The organism is Marinomonas phaeophyticola, from assembly GCF_026966905.1.
GTDB classification, from domain to species: Bacteria; Pseudomonadota; Gammaproteobacteria; order Pseudomonadales; family Marinomonadaceae; genus Marinomonas; species Marinomonas phaeophyticola.
Window position 1 is genome coordinate 93854 of the sequence record NZ_JAPUBN010000016.1, and the last position, 18345, is coordinate 112198.

Genomic DNA, 18345 nt, shown 5'->3' on the forward strand with positions numbered 1-18345 from the left:
ACTTTAGTGAAGACTTATATACTCAACATAACCACTAGAGATCTATGATCCTAGTGGTTTTTTTTATATTCTCAGTCGCCTCTTTCGCTTATTAGGATACGCTCACAAAATGGACATTGCACTTCTCGGCTTTTCTCTTGAACTGTACCTGCTACTCACTGCTGTAGCGGTTTTAGCCGGCGCAATCGATGCCATTGCGGGCGGTGGAGGGTTAATTACCGTCCCCGTATTGTTAGCCGCAGGACTTTCTCCCGCTGAAGCATTAGCAACCAATAAGTTACAAGGTTGCGCAGGTACACTCTCCGCTTCCGCTCACTTCATCAAAAAAGGTCAGGTGGCACTTTCTGGCATGTGGTTAGCCATTTTGATGACAGCCATTGGCAGCATTACCGGCACCTTGCTGGTGTCATATTTGGATGGTGAAGCTCTAATAAAAGCCATTCCCGCCATTTTAATTTTTGTCGCCCTGTTCTTTTTCTTTTTACCTAAAGTACAACCTTACATCGCAAGTAAAGTATCCCTAAACCAAACCGCTTTTGCGCTTCTTATCGGCACGAGCATAGGCTTTTACGATGGCCTTATTGGTCCGGGGACAGGGGCTTTTTTCTCCACCGCTTACCTGTGTTTTATGGGCGCCTCTTTAATAACCGCAACGGCTCATACGAAGGTACTGAATGCAACCAGTAACGTTTCCTCTTTATTTATTTTTGCCTTTACTGGAAATATTATCTGGGGACTAGGGATCGCAATGGGCGTAGGGCAATGGGTTGGTGCTCAAATAGGCTCACGGCTTGTTATCACCAAAGGCAGCGCCCTTATCCGCCCTTTAGTCATTATTATGTGTTTAGCTATTTCAATTAAACTCATTCTTGAACATTGGAAATAATGGGGTCTTTTTAAGTTGGCGTTGGCGCATTTTCAGCACACTCAAGTTGCAACCATTGCAGTAACTTTTGAATATAGGGACGTAACCTATATTCTTCTGGGCAAACAAATAAATAACAGTTCCCCATATCAAGCTCTTCATTAAACGGTCTAACCAACCTTCCTTCTTGCAGATCATCCATCACCAAAGGCGTGCGCCCCAAAGCCACCCCTTGGCTAGCAATGGCCGCTTGCACAGCCAGATCACCACGATTAAAACTGACTCCTCTTGCAGGATTAACACCTTTGACGCCAGCAAGATCAAGCCACCCTTCCCATTCAGCATAGGGTGTCGAAAACTTCCATTCAGAATCGTCATTTAATAAGGCCACTTTTCCGAGTTGGTCAGGAAAATACAAGTTATGTTCTTTAGCGAAAGCAGGGCTACATACAGGGAATAACTTATCAACAAGCAGAGGTGTAGAAAAATGTTTACCGTTATGTAAATGGCTATTGAGAATGGCCACATCGATCTTATCCCTTCGAAAATCCACATCTTTATCACTGGCTTGTATTCGCAACTGCAATTCTGGGTACGCATCCTGCAAACGCCCCAATCTTGGTATTAACCATTTCGTTGCCAGCGAAGGAATAACCGATAAAGTCAAAATAGTGTCACTCTCTTCAGACTGTAATTCAGAGAGGATGACCTCAATATCATTAAAGTTTTTATTTAAATTAACGGCTAAGCGCATGCCTTTTTGCGTTAATTCAAGACGACGATGATGTCGAATGAAAAGTTCAAAACCTAAACGACTTTCCAGTTGTCGAATTTGCTGACTGATAGCGCCTTGAGTCAAATGCAATTCTTCTGCCGCCTTAGTAAAACTCAAATGCCTAGAAGCCACAACAAAGGTAAACAAAGTAGATAATGGGAGCTGGCGCATCAATCACCTCTTAAATTAAAAAATCAAAAACAACTATAGCATAGAGGTTATTTGCATTAGCAAAATTAATCCAAAGCGTTAAATCATATCGCTTGAAAGTCAATTTAAATAACTTAGAATTGCAATCTAAAGTTTAGGCGAACAGCCGCCTAGATACACTAGTAAGAATAGAAAGAATCTCATTTCTATAGCGCCCATTAACCGCCCCCACAGCATTTAATGGAGAGAATACAACGCCCACAAGGTGTATTCTTATCGTTTACTAGTTGCTTTTGTTTTAACCGGACTTTATGTCCGGTTTTTTTATGCCTAACCTTTTAGTTCGGCTTCATTAAAGCCAGCCACAAAAAAAGCGACTTTTAAAGTCGCTTTTTAATTATTTATTTGGATTAGCTAGATTTAGGCAGCAACGGAAGACTCTGTCTCTTTACTTTCTACCGCTAGGGATTGTTGAACAAGCTGTTCCATCAAACGCACAACCTGACAGCTATAGCCAAATTCATTATCATACCAAACATACAAGGTCGCTTGATTACCACGAACCTTAGTAGAAAGGGAATCTAACACACCAGCTTGAGGGCTGCCAATAAAGTCTGAAGAAACCGCATCGGCCTCAGCACTGAACCCTATTTGTCCTGATAATTCAGCCGTTTGTGAAGCCGATTCCAATAAAGCGTTAATTTGCTCTACTGTCACTTCTTTTTCCAATCTTAAACTTAAAACAGCGATAGAAACGTTAATAACAGGAACACGGATAGCACTACCACTTAATTTACCTTCCAAAGACGGAATGGCTTTAGAAACCGCTTTTGCAGCACCTGTTTCTGTCATAACCATATTTAAGGCCGCGGCACGTCCACGACGATCGCCTTTATGTACATTATCAATTAGATTCTGATCATTTGTATAAGCATGAACCGTTTCCACATGACCAGACTCAATTCCATACTGTTCTTCTAATACAGATAAGATTGGTGTAATGGCATTGGTGGTACAAGAAGCGGCAGAAATAATACGATCATCTAATTCCACATCATTATGGTTAACACCAAAAACAATGTTTTTCATTTGTTTGCCTGGTGCCGTTAGAACGACACGATCGATACCTGGACGCTGTAGATGCGCACTTAAGCCATCATGATCTCGCCACATCCCCGTATTATCAACCAATAATGCGTCTCTAATACCGTAGGATTCATAATCAACCTCACTCGGGTGAGACGCATAAATCACTTTTACCGCTTGACCATTAATAGTCAAAGTTGACTCTTCTTCATCCGACTTAACAACACCATCGTAAGTACCATGAACAGAGTCAAACTTTAATAAGCTGGCCCTTTTCTTTAAATCTTTATCTCCAGCCTTACGAACAACAATAGCGGCTAGCTTCATTCCCGGAGTGGTATGACCCAAGGCACACATTCGGCGTGCCAGCAGTCTGCCAATACGGCCAAAACCATATAATACAACAGGAACTTGTTTTAGAGAGGAAGCACTTTGAGCGATCAGAGCTTCTACATCGTTTTCAACTAATAAACTTTCCAAATCTACTGTCGTATTTTGGACAAGACTTGATTGTAAATCCATCAATACTTGAAGCACTTTAGTAAGGTCAATCTCTGGATATTGATCGAAAATAGTCATTAACGCTGTTACAGAATCAGACATGAGTGGTTGGCCTGCTAGCGCAACCTTAATCTCTTGTTCACGACCAAGTTTACCAAGAATAGGAATCAAAGATTCCACATGAGAAAGCGTTTGTAACCAAGTATTCGTCATTGTGCGCCCCTGAAGAGTCTCTATGTTGTATCAATGGAGTGGAGTCTACCTACCATTTAGGCGCATGACAAATTGTAAAAAGGCTACAAAAAACCAATAAAATCAGATATTTGGTAAGTAATAACCAAGAAATGAATGGAACAAAACAAACAAATAAGAAAGTTTACTACATTTACCTCCAATACCGAGTGTATAAGAAAGAAGTGATCTGTAAATGTTGTAATTTGCTAACTGCTATGAATAAAAATTACATTTTATTTTTTTATAAATGGCGCTTTCTTTCAGCAAAAATACCTAAAATAACAAAACACAAGAGGATAAATAGAGGTCGGTATTCTAATGGCAAATATAATATGCCTGAGCGTACAAAAGGTTGAATCCATACCGTCAGCAACCCATAACCAAAAGTACACATTAAAATGAAGACGCATACCCTTACGATAAAAATCCAATGGGAGACCGCCTTTTTCAAAACAGCATTTAATTTGTCTCCATATACCACTAGAACCGTTGCAACTAACGCTAAAGAGATATCATTTAAGTAGGGTAATATCTGGTGAGCCAATTGGGCATTTAATCTAAAAATAAACTCCATTCAGATGGTTCCTTTACTGCCTTGTCTGTTTGAATGTATTAATTTAGGATATTCATACAAGAAAACTAACGTGAGATTCGATTTTTCCTCTGTAACGACTCTACATCAATTTGACCAGATAAAGAGTGGATTTTTGGTGAACGATCAACATAAGCCACAGACACATCAAAAGTCGTATTATGCAATTCAATTAAAGTTCCATCAGCAAATAACCATTGGGCGCGACCAAAACCTTGATTCACAAACCCTACAGTTGGAATGCCATATTTATTAATTAATAAATTCCCTAGCGCCTTACGCTTTTCATTGTCTTTAACGACTCCCGCCAAGGAGATTTTTTCCACAAACTTAGATTTATTGTAAATAACCGTTAACGCCCTAACCCCAAGGATACCCTCTTCACCCAAACTGTAGCTAGCAATGCCTTTACGAAAACTAGGATAAGAACGTAGCCCCATAGCATCTAGTTGCTTTTCAAAATCAGCTTGAGATAAATCGTTGATTTTAAGACCAAAAAGCTCAGCATGCTGGGAATATACTTTAAGTTCAGGAAGGTCCTCAACCTCGGCTAGAGCGACTTCTGACTGTAAAAAATTCAAAGTAAGTGTAATAAAAATAATTTTTAGATACTGACATTTGCTTAGAAAAGCCTTCATTTTTTCATTCTCTCGTATACCTAGTGATCAGACTAGGAAAGCAATATTTAATCATTCTGATATAATATATTAGTTAACTGTTTCACTACAGTAAAAGCCTAACTTAACTTTATTTTAGAGGTACTACATGGCGCTCGTTATTGGCATAACAGGTGTATCAGGCAGCGGAAAAAGTCGACTTTGCTCTCTCTTAGCAGAAGGTCATGACGATAAAATCACCGTAATATGTCAAGATAATTTCTACAAAGGATGCGGTAGCATCGACCCAGATGTTTACAACTTTGATGACCTCAATGCGCTTGATGTTGAAAGCCTTACCCTTGCAATACACAATTGCAAAAACCGCCAACAGCCAAATGAAATTCCGATTTATGATCATTCAAAACACAAACGTGTTGGATACCGCAATTTAGAGCCTACTCACGTAGTCTTAGTTGAAGGTCACATGATGTTTCAAGACCAAGGCGTTCGTGATGCTGTAGATTACCTATTGTTTGTTGATACCGACCTCGACATTGCCGTGGTTCGCCGCTTAAAGAGAGATATCGCTGAACGAGGACGTAATGTCAATGAGGTAACAAGTCGTTATATGCGTCACGTGAGGCAGGCAGCGTTGAAAACACTTGAGATCAAAAACAAAGCCGATTTTATTATTCCAAATAACAATAGCTTTACGAATGCCGCAGGCTTGTTAAGACATCACATCGACTTTCTCTTAAAAGAAAAAGGGGCTAAATAAGCCCCTTCTATCAAATGTGTTCAACTGTGAACTATTTTTTGATTTCATCAAAAAACTTTTTCACACCATCAAACCAACTTGATTGCTTAGGAGAATGGCTTGAACCTTCTCCCATGCTATCATCTAACTCTTGTAGTAATTCTTTCTGTCTTTCGGTTAATTTAACCGGTGTTTCAACGATAACACGACAGATTAAGTCTCCGACTGGACCACCACGTACAGGCTTCACACCCTTACCACGTAGACGGAACAACTTGCCTGTCTGGCATTCGGCCGTTACTTTCAAGCGTACACGACCATCTAACGTTGGCACATCTATTTCACCACCAAGTGCGGCTTTTGTGAAACTGATTGGCACATCACAGTGTAAATTAGCACCATCACGCTCAAAAATCGCATGCGGTTTAACCGACACTTGTACAAACAAATCACCGGCAGGAGCGCCATGAGCACCCGCTTCACCTTCACCTGACAAGCGAATACGGTCCCCCGTATCTACCCCTGCAGGAATTTTAACGGATAATGTTTTGTATTCTTGTGTACGGCCTTGTCCATGACATGATTTACAAGGATCGGAAATAATCTGACCTTGACCATGACATTGAGGGCACGTTTGTTGAACAGAAAAGAACCCTTGAGACATACGAACTTGGCCCTGACCTTGACAGGTTGGACAAGTAACAGGTTTAGTACCAGGTTTAGCACCACTACCATCACAAGGCTTACAATCAACAAGAGTTGGAATACGAATTTTTTCATCACATCCCCAAACGGCTTGCTCTAGGTCCAGCTCTAACGTATAGCGTAGATCGGACCCTCGTCGAGCACGGCTACCGCCACCACCCTGACCACCACCGCCAAAGATATCGCCAAACACGTCACCGAAGATGTCGCTAAAACCACCTTGAGCGCCGCCATAACCGCCACCTTGGCCATTTACTGCATCGTGTCCGTACTGATCGTAGGCAGATCTTTTTTCTTCGGACGAAAGCACTTCATAGGCTTCACCGATTTCTTTAAACTTTTCTAATGCTTCAACATTATCTGGATTTTTATCTGGATGGTATTTATTGGCGAGAGATCGATACGCTTTTTTGATCTCCTTTTTATCTGCGCCACGTGCTACCCCAAGCACTTCATAATAGTCTCTTTTGCTCATAACAGGTGATCCTGGGCAGTAAAATCGAAAGTAGACAGATTTATTTTATCTATTAGTACAAACGTAAATATAATTCCGTTTGTTAGACAACAAAACACGGTCATGGACCGTGTTCTGCTATTACCGATAATCTAAACAATACATGGCTAGATTCGTTTCGGCTTATTTTTTCTCGTCTTTTACTTCTTCGAATTCAGCATCAACCGCATCATCTTGCTTTGCTTCTTCAGCAGCAGGTTGCTCAGCGGCTTCTGCTTCAGCGTACATTTTTTGAGCCAATGTGCCTGAAGCTTGAGTCAACGCAGTGGTTTTCTCTTCAATCGCTTCTTTATCATTAGATGTTAACGCTTCTTCTAATTCAGTGATCGCTTTCTCGATAGCTTCTTTTTCTTCTGCTGTCGCTTTATCGCCAGCATCAGTCAACGTTTTACGAGTCGCGTGAATCATGCCATCCGCGGTATTACGTACTTGAACAAGCTCTTCAAACTTACGATCTTCTTCCGCATTCGCTTCTGCATCACGTACCATTTGTTCAACTTCTTCATCGCTCAAACCAGAAGAGGCTTTAATGACGATAGACTGCTCTTTACCTGTTGCTTTATCTTTAGCTGATACACTCAAGATACCGTTAGCATCAATATCAAAGCTTACTTCGATTTGTGGTACACCACGTGGAGCCGGTGGAATGTCAGCCAAATCAAAACGACCTAAAGATTTGTTCTGAGACGCTTGTTTACGCTCACCTTGCAATGCGTGAATTGTTACTGCATTTTGGTTATCTTCCGCAGTAGAGAAGGTTTGAGATTTCTTAGTAGGAATCGTTGTATTTTTCTCAATCAATGCCGTCATAACACCACCCATTGTCTCAATACCTAGAGACAAAGGAGTAACGTCTAGAAGAAGAACATCTTTTACGTCACCCGCAAGTACCGCACCTTGAATAGAAGCACCAATTGCAACCGCTTCGTCAGGGTTTACGTCTTTACGAGGTTCTTTTCCGAAGAACTCTGTCACTTTAGCTTGTACTAAAGGCATACGAGTCTGACCACCAACCAAGATAACTTCATCAATATCAGAAGCCTTCAAATCGGCATCTTTCAATGCTTGACGGCAAGGCTCAAGTGACTTAGTTACCAACTCTTCAACCAATGACTCAAGTTTAGAACGAGTCAACTTAACGTTTAAGTGTTTAGGGCCTGATGCATCAGCCGTGATGTAAGGCAAATTAACTTCTGTTTGAGTTGCAGAAGACAATTCAACTTTCGCTTTTTCACCCGCTTCTTTCAAACGCTGTAGTGCTAAAGGATCGTTATGTAAATCGATGCCAGATTGTTTCTTAAATTCAGCCGCTAAGAACTCGATAATACGCATATCGAAATCTTCACCACCTAAGAATGTATCACCGTTAGTAGCCAATACTTCGAATTGTTTCTCACCATCAACGTCTGCAATTTCGATGATAGAGATATCGAATGTACCACCACCAAGGTCATAAACCGCGATTACAGAATCGCCAGCATTTTTGTCTAAACCATAAGCTAGAGCCGCGGCAGTTGGTTCGTTGATAATACGTTTTACTTCAAGACCTGCAATTTTACCGGCATCTTTTGTTGCTTGACGCTGGGAGTCATTGAAGTAAGCAGGAACCGTGATTACGGCTTCAGTAACTTTCTCACCTAGATAATCTTCTGCTGTTTTTTTCATTTTTTTCAAAACTTCAGCCGAGATTTGTGGTGGCGCTTTCTTATCGCCTTTAACTTCAACCCACGCATCGCCGTTTTCAGCTTCAATAATTTTGTACGGTACCATTGAGATGTCTTTTTGAACAACATCATCTTTAAAACGACGACCGATCAAACGCTTAACCGCAAATAAAGTGTTCGCTGGGTTGGTAACAGCTTGACGTTTTGCTGACTGACCTACCAATATTTCGCCATCGTCAGCATACGCTACGATGGAAGGGGTAGTACGATCACCTTCAGCATTTTCAATTACACGAGCTTTGTCACCGTCTAATACGGAAACACAAGAGTTTGTTGTACCTAAATCTATACCTATGATTTTACCCATGGTTTTTTTCTCCAGTAAAAATCAGTTATTACGATGTTATTCTGTATTTGGGTGCTCTTTTGAGCTTTTCAACCGATCAGTGTCAAAAAAATGACAGATTTTTAAGCTGCACTCGAAACGACTACCATTGCCGGTCGTAAAAGACGCCCGTGTAATGTGTAACCTTTCTGAATAACATCCATTACCGTATTCGGTTCTAAGTCAGGGTTTGGCACCATCGTCATGGCTTGGTGTAACTCTGGGTTAAATGGTTCGCCATGAGGATCAACAATATGCACCTCAAAACGAGCCAAAGCTTCAAGCAATCCTTTTAACGTTAATTCAACGCCTTCACGCATCAAATCTTCGCCTTCTGTCTTTTCTGTTGACGCTAATGCTCGCTCTAGGTTGTCTGCCACTAAAACGATTTCTTTAGCAAACTTCTCTAAACCAAATTTATGAGCTTTTTCAACATCAAGGTCTGCACGACGGCGAATATTTTGTGAATCTGCTTGAGCTCGTAGCGCCGCTTCCTTGTATTTCGCAGCTTCTTCTAAAGCTAACGACAATTGCTCGTCAAACTCTGAACTGAATACTTCAGCTTCAGGTTCTAGGATGGATTCGACGTTTTCATTCTCAGGTTGAATGTTTTCTGCTTCGTTGTTCAAAATTTGCTCCGCATCAAAAGATGGATTTTTTTGCTGATCACTCATTATTTCCTCCAAATAACAGAACGTGTTCAATGTCTGTGTGGCATATATGGGGGTTAGCAAACGCCTTTCAATAGCAAATCCATATTAAATTTAAGGGAATTGCAGTGCGTCAATTAGATAGAAAAGAAAGTACGTCAATATCTCTGATTTTAGGTGGGTATTATTTATAGAAACCATCTGATATATAAGAAAAATCCGTCCAAAGCAGAAGTTAGATACTACATTAATCGACCTCTTCAGTTATTTAACTCATTTACAGTCATTATATTAAAAGAGGACGAATCAATATATAAGAATACAGATACCGTAAAACCAATACAGTCCATGACGCTAATTCATGTCTTAACACTAATACAACGACATTCATACAGTGGCACCAACTCAAAATGATTGATGTCACTGCATTGGCCTGTATCCAAGTTATATCCCTATTCTATGTTCCCCAAACATGGTCGTCGGGGTACACTAGACTGCCCTCGTAGCGTAAAGCAGGCGATCTGTCTTTTGATAACAGTAATGGTCCATCAATATCAACCCAACGCGCTTTCTGAGCCAGTAGCAAGGCAGGAGCCATAGCTAAAGAAGTCCCAAGCATGCAGCCCACCATGATATCGAAATCTTGATCGATGGCCGCATTCAACAAAGCTAACGCCTCCGTCATTCCTCCCGTCTTATCTAACTTGATATTTACCCCTTGATAACGACCTTTTAGACTCTCTAGTGAGGCACAGTCAAGACAAGATTCATCCGCTACTATCGGAATTTCTGGATACAACCCCTCTAAAAGATGCTCTTCATCAGGAGCCAAAGGTTGCTCTATCATTTCAACACCAAGTTTGGCCAGCTCAGGTAAATAAGACTGCAGTTGAGCAAAGCTCCAACCAGTATTTGCATCAATTACCAATCGAGTATCTGGCGCTGCTGCTCGGATAGCTTTTACTTTGTCTAAATCGTCTTTGCGTCCTAACTTTAATTTCAGAATCGGGCGGTGTTTTTGCCGTGCTGCCGCTTTCGCCATATTTTCGGCTGTATCTAATGATAAGGTAAATACGGTTATCACGGGCTTAGGTGGCTCATTGAAACCTGCTACTTGCCAAATCGGCAGGAGTGCAAGCTTTGCTTCTAATTCAAACAAAGCACAGTCAACCGCATTTCTAGCCGCCCCGGAAGGTAAATATGACCTAAGTTCTAAACGGCTAATGCCTGACTCAACATGACCTTTAACACCTTCAACCATACTTAATACATCGTCATAGTCTGGTTCAAAGACATCCATACGTTCACATTCTCCACGACCTATCACACCGTTTTGCTCAATCTCGACAACGATCACTTCTCCATTTAGCTGAGGTGCCATACGAGAGATAATAAAAGGCTCATGCAAAGGCCATTTTTCCACACCTATACACATTTTCCTCATTATAAGGTCTCCAACTTATCTACGATTGAAGACACACCCGTACGCACAGGATCTACAACTGGAACCCCAAATTGAGCTTCTAATCTTGCTATTTCTTGCAGTGCGTCAGTTTCTGACAAATTCATTGTATTTAACGCAATACCTCCTAGGGAAATGGTTGGATTGGTCAAAGCCCCCATAGATAAGTTAGTCTCGATAACCCTTGCCAGATCAGGCACTGAATAACCTTCCATAGAATCCATTTGTTCTCGACCCGCTTCATGGCAAACAATTAACACATCCGCTTGCGCCCCATGAAGTAGCCCCAAACTCACTCCGGCATAGGCAGGATGGAACAATGAACCTTGACCTTCAATAATATCCCAATGATCATTACTATTCTCTGGAGCAAGGACTTCAACCATGCCTGCAATAAAGTCGGACACCACCGCATCAATGGGAACGCCATTACCTTCTATCAAAATACCCGTTTGCCCTGTCGCTCGAAAAGATACATTCAAGCCCCGTTGCGCCATTTCTTTATGAATAGCTAAAGTTGCGAACATTTTACCGACACAGCAGTCTGTTCCAACACTAAGTAAGCGTTTACCTTTTCGTGGTAAACCCGTACCGCATACCATGTCACCTTTTGGTACTCTCACATCAAATAAGGTTTGTCCTGTTCGCTCAGCCACGGCCACCAGCTCAGGAATATCACACAGACGCATGTGCAAACCACTGGCAATATCTAATCCCGCTTCCATCGCTTGTGTAAGTAGACCTATCCATTCCGTTAGCAAGGTCCCTCCAATTGGCGCTAATCCAATAACAAAGGTTTTTGCCCCTGCATCAACCGCTTGCTGAATGGTAAAATCTGGTAAACCTAAATCGGCCTTTGCTCCTGGCAACCTAAGCTGCGCTACGCATTTTTCAGGGCGCCAATGGGCAATGCCTTTCGCCACTTTAGCCATTAATAGGTCGTTAGCATCGCCTAAGAAAACCAAGTATGGCGCTTTTAATGTCAAGGTGTTCATGATTGCCTTCCTTTTTAGGTCAAACGATTCCCCAGAAGCGAAGCCTCGCCCTGTAAATAATCGTTAGGTTAATAAATTTGAATGAGCTCAGCACACTCTCTTCAAGTGGCTTTACTCTGAGAATAGGTTAGATGCCTTTTAAAATACTGCTCTAGTTGACACCAACATAATAGTTAAAAGGAGGGTAAGCTCCTTCGGTTCCAAAATTCGTAACGTATTGCTGGCGACAGCGGACATCGCCGTTAAAGAAAGACAAGAGAGAACGGCACTGGTCAAAAAAACATTTTTCATACTGAGTTCCTTACTTCTGCAACAAGAATGACCCACATGGCTCTTTCAAAAGAAAGAATGCGAGGAGTGATTCTAAGTATCACCAAATTCACACCACTATAAAAATGATGAATAAATATGATATACATAGCCTAACGCTATGCTTATTTACATTTATGGAATTTAAAAATGCTGTCACCGAGAGATAGATTGCTGCGTAACCTAGACTGGAACCTCCTCTACACTTTTTTAATCATAGTGAATGAAGGCGGTATCAGCGCGGCGGCTAGAAAGCTGTCCTTAAGCCAACCCAGCGTCAGTAACGCATTAAAACGACTCGAAGAACACTTCGATAAACCACTGATTTTAAGAAAGAAAGGCGTATTCACATTAACCCTTCAAGGCATGAGAGTATATGAGTATGCATCGGCAGCAAGTCGAGTTATTAGTAACATGGCCGATCAGATTGTGGAGCAGCAAGACACCGTTCAAGGGGAAATTACCATTGAGATAGCCAGTCACTTACAGTGTCCAGCTTTTGATAAAACCTTGGCCCACTACCATGCTCTCTATCCAAACGTCATCTTCAATATTAATACTCACCCAAGCGCCGACATCGTGAGTCATGTGACCGAAGGCTCTTTGCATATTGGGTTAAGTAATAAAAAAATTGCGAAAACAGGACTGCGCATTGATTTTATTGGCTACGAAAAAATGGGCTTTTACTGCGGTCGAAACCATCCATGCTTCGGTAAAACAAATCTTACTATCGAAGACTTAAAAGGAGGCGCTTATATTTCATTTGAAAGTGATCAACCAGGAGAAGGCTTAGATGCAATTGCGCAATTTCGAGATGAACATCAGTTCTGGGGGAAGTTGGTCGCGGTATCGTCTAATGTAGAAGAAATTCGTCGATTAATTCTTACCGGTATTGGTTTCGGGGCTTTAACTATTGACAGCGCAAAGCCTTATGTTGATCAAGGGTTGTTATGGCCTTTACCCCCCTACAATGATTTCCCTGTCACTGAAATTTACCTTGTTACTCCCGAAACCATTAGCCTTAAAGAAATAGAGACAAATTTTATCAAGCTCTTAAAAAAACAGGTCCGTGAAGACGTGTCTCAACTTTCAATGTAAGCCAAAACAACGCAATCCATTACACCTCTCAGTGCCAACCAAAATATACAGCGGCCTTTTTCCAAACGAGTTTATCGCCGCTCTTTTCTGCGCTCGCTTCCTCAAAGAAGGCGGTAATTGGCTTTTTATCACCGATCTTTTGCTGTTTATTTTCGATAATCCAGATAATTTTCCATTTTTATACTTGTCAAAAAACAACCAACTACTGTATAAATAACCATGTAATTTATATTTCATTAAAACTTAATTACTTTCACATTTTCATGGAGCAAAAAACCATGCTGACTACCGTTGCTATTACCAATTTTGCCATTGTTGAATCCCTAGAGCTCGAGCTTCGTAAAGGGATGACGGTTATCTCCGGTGAGACTGGAGCAGGCAAATCGATTATGGTAGATGCGCTGTCCCTATGCTTAGGCGCAAGAACCGACAGCGGTGTCGTCAGGCATGGTGCAAGCAAAGCGGAAATAAGTGCCACATTCGATTTATCAGATAACGCTAGCGCGATAAAGTGGCTTCATGAACGAGACCTAGAATCCGATCAACATTGTATTTTACGTCGTATCATAACTAAAGAAGGCAAATCAAAGGCGTATATTAACAACCGTCCTTGTGCATTAGCTGACCTTAAGGCAATTGGCTCTTTTTTAATTGACATCCATGGTCAACATGAACATCAATCTTTATTAAAGAAAAGCGCTCAACGTAACCAGCTTGATGCTTTCGCAGGCTTAACTACACTGACACAAAAAGTAAAAAACCAATATCATGATTGGAAAAAGATCAAAGAAGAATTACACACTCGACTTAATCGTTCTGCAGATCAAGAATCACGCATTCAACTTTTATCCTATCAAGTTAAAGAATTGGAAGATTTAGGGCTAAAAGAGGGTGAACTAAAAACACTAGAAGAAGAACAAAACTTCCTTGCAACCATAGCCGATGCACAGCAAAAATCGTATCAAACCAGTTTACTACTTTCAGAAGACGACAATAGTAATATACGGTCGTTGCTAAATCATGCCTTATTAACGGCTTCTAGCATCCAAACTCGCACACCTCATTTACAAAGTGCCTGTGATTTGATGAATGACGCTATTATTCAAATCGAAGAGGCGTGCAACAGTCTTTCTCAATATCAAGACACCCTAGAGCAAGACCCAGTGCGCTTAATTGAAGTCGAAAATCGTCTTAGCGACATATACGACACCGCTAGAAAACATAAAACCACACCGGAAGCGCTGCTCTTACTACAAGAAACATTAACATCCGACTTAAATGACATTATTGGTAGCAACGAGAACCTCGATGCTCTTAAAGAGAAAGAAGAAAAAATTTATCAGTCACTTACAGAACTCGCAACAGAACTGACAGAAAAAAGAATCCAAGCCAAAGAAATATTGTCGACAAAAGTAGAAGAGCAGATTCATGGATTAGGTATGCCTCATGCTCAATTTCAAATCCACTGCCACCCCCTCGATGAAGTCTCTAGTCATGGTTTTGAAGAAATAGAGTACATGATTGCCTCTAATCCAGGACAACCCGCTCAACCTTTGCGAAAAGTCGCATCAGGGGGAGAGCTTTCGAGAATCAGTTTAGGTATCCAAGTGGTGACCGCTAGCACGTCCACTATTCCGACTCTGATTTTTGATGAAGTAGACGTGGGTATCAGCGGGGGAATTGCCGAAGTCGTCGGTCGAATGCTTCGCTCCGTCGGTGCCCGAGGTCAGGTATTTTGCGTCACCCATTTAGCTCAAGTCGCAGCGCAAGGACACCAACATCTTCTGGTACAAAAACAAATTTCCGATGCTCATACCTCTTCCCAAGTAACCACCCTGCACAAGAAAGATCGCACAATAGAAATTGCCCGTTTATTAGGTGGGTTAGAGCTTACACAACATACTCTTGCCCATGCTCGTGAGATGTTAGGAAACGTACACCTTCAATAATCCACTCGGTATTAGCCGTGCACAATATAGAGCGCAAAGTAGATTACATAAAAAAACCGCTTAATCAAAAACCTAACATTTGTTAGTTTTTTGATTAAGCGGTTTTTCAAACAATTTTTACTTGGATTTTGGCTTAACGTATAAAATTAAGTTGTGATCTTCAATTTCATAACCATGTTCTGCCGCAATTTCTTTTTGACGTTGCTCAATAATTGGGTCAAAAAACTCAATTACTTTACCCGTTTCCAAACAAATCATATGATCATGGTGGTCTTCTTGAGCAATTTCAAAGACCGCTGTACCTGCTTCAAAGTGATGACGCATAACCAAACCTGCGCTTTCAAATTGAGTCAATACACGGTAAACCGTCGCTAAACCTACGTCTTCGCCTTGGTCTAGTAACTTTCTATACACGTCATCCGCACTTAAATGCGAACCTTCCGAGCCTTCCAATATCTGTAGAATCTTCACTCTCGGTAAAGTCACTTTAAGGCCGGCTTTCTTGAGTTCTTGATTTTCGTTTGTCATTGGCTATTCTCTACTCGAACTTATTTTTAAATACTTTATCATTAGTTGATCTAAATTAGGATTAAACCAATGAAAAAAACACTAATCACTTTTACTCTTGCTCTTTCAATGAGCGCATGTAGCTTGTTTCCCGATGCTTATAAAACTCCAGTACCTCAAGGAAACATTTTAAAACAAGAACAAGTCTCCCAATTAGAACTCGGCATGACTGAACCACAAGTCAGGTTTCTAATTGGTACTCCTATGATCGCAGATCAATTCACTCCAAATGAATGGCGATACCTATTCACCTCAGTCTACGCAACAGACAAGACTAAAAAAAGCGAAATAGACAAACTTACTCTCACATTTAAAAATGGCATTTTAGTAAAGATCGATCCTCAACTCTGAGTTCGTTTTTACTTTGCCGCTTTTGCCGCTCGATTGGCCCGCGCTTGTTTCGGGTCAATCTTTAACTCACGATAAATTTCTACTCTCTCGCCTGCTTTTAGTACTTGTGACTCTGGATTACGGATCGACTTCCCAAAAATACCAAGCTTTGCCGTACTCAACTCCACTTCAGGGAAAAAAGCATTCATATTAGACATCATAACAGCATCGCGAACAGTACTGCCTTCTTCCACATCAAGAGCGATGATTTTTTGTTTTTCAGGAAGTGCGTACGCCACTTCTACTCGTATTTTATCCACCATAAACTACCTTCGCTCTATTACTAAACGCATCGACCATGGAGTTAGCCACTTGACTAAATACCCCCCAAAAGCAAATTTCAACATACCATTTAACTCAAAATCCAAAGAGAGCGCGATCTTACAACTGGTTTCTGATAAAGGTGTAAATACCCAAACACCGTGCAATTTTTTAAATGGGCCTTCAACCAGATTCATTTCAATTCTGTCTACTGACTGTAGGGTATTTTTGGTCGTAAAAGATTGCCTGACAGGCCCTTTACCCACTTCTAAAGCAGCAACAATCGCTTCTTCTGTCTGTGATTTCACTTGAGAACTAATGCAACCAGGCAAAAATAATGGGTAAGCATTCACATCATTCACAAGATCAAACATTTGTTTACAACTGTAATTTACATAGGCAGACCTTTCTATCTGACTCACTCTATACTCCTATCCAACCAATGATCGTAATTACCAACATAATTGGAATACTGAAAAACTTCAAAACATTATACCACCACTTGAAATGCTTAGGATTACGAGTAATTAGCTCATTTTCCAACATACTTCGAGGCAGATTTAACGCCACCAATACACTTAATAAAATGGCAACGATAGGTAATAAAATCAAAGAGGTAAATTTATCTAAAGCATCAAAGAAGACGTAACCAAAAATGGTCCAATCACCCCAGTCATTTAAAGACAATAAACTCACCAGCCCTAAAAACCAAACACCAATTCCAAGTAGCAACGCGGCTTTAAAACGCCCTACATAGAAACGTTCATGTAACCAAGAAACAAACAACTCCAACATGGAAATAGCCGACGTTAGCGCGGCCAGAATCAATAGTAAGAAAAACACGGCACCAACAAGTTGTCCTCCAGGCAAACTTCCGAACGCAACAGGTAAAGACACAAAGGTTAAGCTAGGGCCAGAGTCGATGGCAATATTTAACGAAAATACGAGAGGTAAAACTACTAGACCCGCTAATATCGCTACCAAAGAATCAATCCCAACAACGATAGTACAGGCTCTTGCAATAGACATGTGCTTACTCATATAGGCAGCATATGCAAACATGCCTCCCATACCTATACTCAAGCTAAAAAAGGCATGTCCTACCGCCGATAGCACGACATTTGGTGTAATTTGATTCCAATTCCAAGAAAACAAAAATATCAGAGTCTGCTCTACATCGCCCACTAGTGATGAGTAGATAGACAGACCTATTAACATTAGGATTAATACTGGTAGAAGAACTTTAACCAACACCGCTAAACCCTTGGTAACCGACTGCCCAACCGCTAAAATAACCAACACCACAAACACAGAATGCCACAATAGCATTTCTGCAGGAGATTCAATCAAGCCTTTAAAAATCGATTGCGTTTTATATTCATCGGTTCCTACAAACACGCCTTTTAATGATCTCTCAAAAAAAGCCAATGCCCAACCCGCGATCACACTGTAAAAACTCAGAATCAAAAAACCAGCAAGGCCCGCTAAATAAGGAACAAATACCCACGCCTTTTTTATAATACGACGTTCATGCAAATCATTAATAGTATCAATTGGGTTCGCTCGAACCGAACGACCAAGGGCCACTTCGGCGATTAAGACTGGTAAACCAACAAAAAGCAAACACAGTAAATATACAAACAGAAAAGCACCGCCTCCGTTTTCACCGACCATGTAAGGGAACTTCCAAATATTACCAAGGCCTACGGCAGAACCACTAGCCGCTAAAATAAATAACCAGGGACTAGACCAAATTCCTTGCACACAACGATTCTCGGGCATAAATTACGCTCTTGCTTAATTTCATTACAGTCTAGCTTGAACGAATTAACCCGCC

At 41.0% G+C, this 18345-nt stretch carries 18 protein-coding genes; 5 read left to right on the forward strand and 13 right to left on the reverse strand.

What is annotated here, in order from left to right:
• The first annotated feature begins 109 nt into the window (after window positions 1-109).
• Window positions 110-886, forward strand: a complete 777-nt coding sequence (locus tag O1D97_RS11015; protein ID WP_269125564.1) for a TSUP family transporter — start codon at window positions 110-112, stop codon at window positions 884-886.
• A 10-nt stretch (window positions 887-896) separates the two neighbouring features.
• On the opposite strand, the gene O1D97_RS11020 is transcribed toward O1D97_RS11015, so the two are convergent.
• The 4 genes from O1D97_RS11020 to O1D97_RS11035 form a co-directional block, all read right to left on the reverse strand.
• Window positions 897-1811, reverse strand: a complete 915-nt coding sequence (locus O1D97_RS11020) for a LysR substrate-binding domain-containing protein (RefSeq protein ID WP_269125566.1) — start codon at window positions 1809-1811, stop codon at window positions 897-899.
• 399 nt (window positions 1812-2210) lie between these two features.
• The gene (locus O1D97_RS11025; RefSeq protein WP_269125568.1) at window positions 2211-3590 is read right to left on the reverse strand and encodes a glyceraldehyde-3-phosphate dehydrogenase; all 1380 of its coding nucleotides are present in this window, start codon (window positions 3588-3590) and stop codon (window positions 2211-2213) included.
• 262 nt (window positions 3591-3852) lie between these two features.
• On the reverse strand, window positions 3853-4185 hold the full coding sequence (locus O1D97_RS11030) for a DUF3392 domain-containing protein (RefSeq protein WP_269125570.1): 333 nt from the start codon (window positions 4183-4185) through the stop codon (window positions 3853-3855).
• A 65-nt stretch (window positions 4186-4250) separates the two neighbouring features.
• Complete coding sequence (locus tag O1D97_RS11035) at window positions 4251-4841, reverse strand: uridine kinase (RefSeq protein WP_269125571.1); 591 nt, start codon at window positions 4839-4841, stop codon at window positions 4251-4253.
• 127 nt (window positions 4842-4968) lie between these two features.
• Here O1D97_RS11035 and O1D97_RS11040 point away from each other — a divergent pair, with 127 nt between their 5' ends.
• Window positions 4969-5580, forward strand: coding sequence for a uridine kinase family protein (locus tag O1D97_RS11040; protein ID WP_269125572.1), 612 nt, complete (start codon window positions 4969-4971; stop codon window positions 5578-5580).
• A 31-nt stretch (window positions 5581-5611) separates the two neighbouring features.
• Here O1D97_RS11040 and dnaJ read toward each other — a convergent pair whose 3' ends face one another.
• The 5 genes from dnaJ to dgcN all read right to left on the reverse strand — a co-directional run bounded on the left by dnaJ (window position 5612) and on the right by dgcN (window position 11934).
• Window positions 5612-6739 carry a molecular chaperone DnaJ gene (gene dnaJ, locus O1D97_RS11045; RefSeq protein ID WP_269125574.1) on the reverse strand — a complete coding sequence of 376 codons (1128 nt, stop codon included), beginning with the start codon at window positions 6737-6739 and terminating at the stop codon, window positions 5612-5614.
• A gap of 162 nt (window positions 6740-6901) precedes the next feature.
• Window positions 6902-8809: a molecular chaperone DnaK gene (gene dnaK, locus O1D97_RS11050; protein WP_269125577.1), complete on the reverse strand. Its 1908-nt coding sequence runs from the start codon at window positions 8807-8809 to the stop codon at window positions 6902-6904.
• Window positions 8810-8910: 101 nt separating this feature from the next.
• A complete protein-coding gene (grpE, locus tag O1D97_RS11055) occupies window positions 8911-9501 on the reverse strand; it encodes a nucleotide exchange factor GrpE (RefSeq protein ID WP_269125579.1) in 591 nt (196 codons plus the stop codon).
• A 433-nt stretch (window positions 9502-9934) separates the two neighbouring features.
• Window positions 9935-10921, reverse strand: a complete 987-nt coding sequence (dgcA, locus tag O1D97_RS11060; protein ID WP_269125581.1) for an N-acetyl-D-Glu racemase DgcA — start codon at window positions 10919-10921, stop codon at window positions 9935-9937.
• Entirely contained in the window at window positions 10921-11934 is a 1014-nt protein-coding gene (gene dgcN, locus O1D97_RS11065) for an N-acetyltransferase DgcN (protein WP_269125583.1), read from the reverse strand. Before dgcN ends, dgcA begins: the two co-directional genes overlap by 1 nt.
• A gap of 459 nt (window positions 11935-12393) precedes the next feature.
• Between dgcN and O1D97_RS11070 the strand changes: the two genes are divergently transcribed.
• Window positions 12394-13341 carry a LysR family transcriptional regulator gene (locus O1D97_RS11070; RefSeq protein WP_269125585.1) on the forward strand — a complete coding sequence of 316 codons (948 nt, stop codon included), beginning with the start codon at window positions 12394-12396 and terminating at the stop codon, window positions 13339-13341.
• 278 nt (window positions 13342-13619) lie between these two features.
• A complete protein-coding gene (recN, locus tag O1D97_RS11075; protein WP_269125587.1) occupies window positions 13620-15290 on the forward strand; it encodes a DNA repair protein RecN in 1671 nt (556 codons plus the stop codon).
• 117 nt (window positions 15291-15407) lie between these two features.
• Here recN and fur read toward each other — a convergent pair whose 3' ends face one another.
• Window positions 15408-15818, reverse strand: a complete 411-nt coding sequence (gene fur / locus O1D97_RS11080; RefSeq protein WP_269125589.1) for a ferric iron uptake transcriptional regulator — start codon at window positions 15816-15818, stop codon at window positions 15408-15410.
• A 69-nt stretch (window positions 15819-15887) separates the two neighbouring features.
• Here fur and O1D97_RS11085 point away from each other — a divergent pair, with 69 nt between their 5' ends.
• Window positions 15888-16208 (forward strand): outer membrane protein assembly factor BamE, encoded by a 321-nt coding sequence (locus O1D97_RS11085; protein WP_269125590.1) that lies wholly within the window; start codon window positions 15888-15890, stop codon window positions 16206-16208.
• 8 nt (window positions 16209-16216) lie between these two features.
• Here the strand turns inward: O1D97_RS11085 and O1D97_RS11090 are convergent, their stop codons facing one another.
• Genes O1D97_RS11090 through O1D97_RS11100 form a run of 3 tightly spaced genes read right to left on the reverse strand, consistent with a single transcriptional unit; the run spans window position 16217 to window position 18290 of the window.
• Window positions 16217-16510: an RnfH family protein gene (locus O1D97_RS11090; protein WP_269125592.1), complete on the reverse strand. Its 294-nt coding sequence runs from the start codon at window positions 16508-16510 to the stop codon at window positions 16217-16219.
• 3 nt (window positions 16511-16513) lie between these two features.
• Window positions 16514-16930: a type II toxin-antitoxin system RatA family toxin gene (locus O1D97_RS11095; protein WP_330221474.1), complete on the reverse strand. Its 417-nt coding sequence runs from the start codon at window positions 16928-16930 to the stop codon at window positions 16514-16516.
• A 1-nt stretch (window position 16931) separates the two neighbouring features.
• Window positions 16932-18290, reverse strand: coding sequence for a sodium-dependent transporter (locus O1D97_RS11100; protein ID WP_269125594.1), 1359 nt, complete (start codon window positions 18288-18290; stop codon window positions 16932-16934).
• Between the last annotated feature and the right edge of the window lie 55 nt (window positions 18291-18345).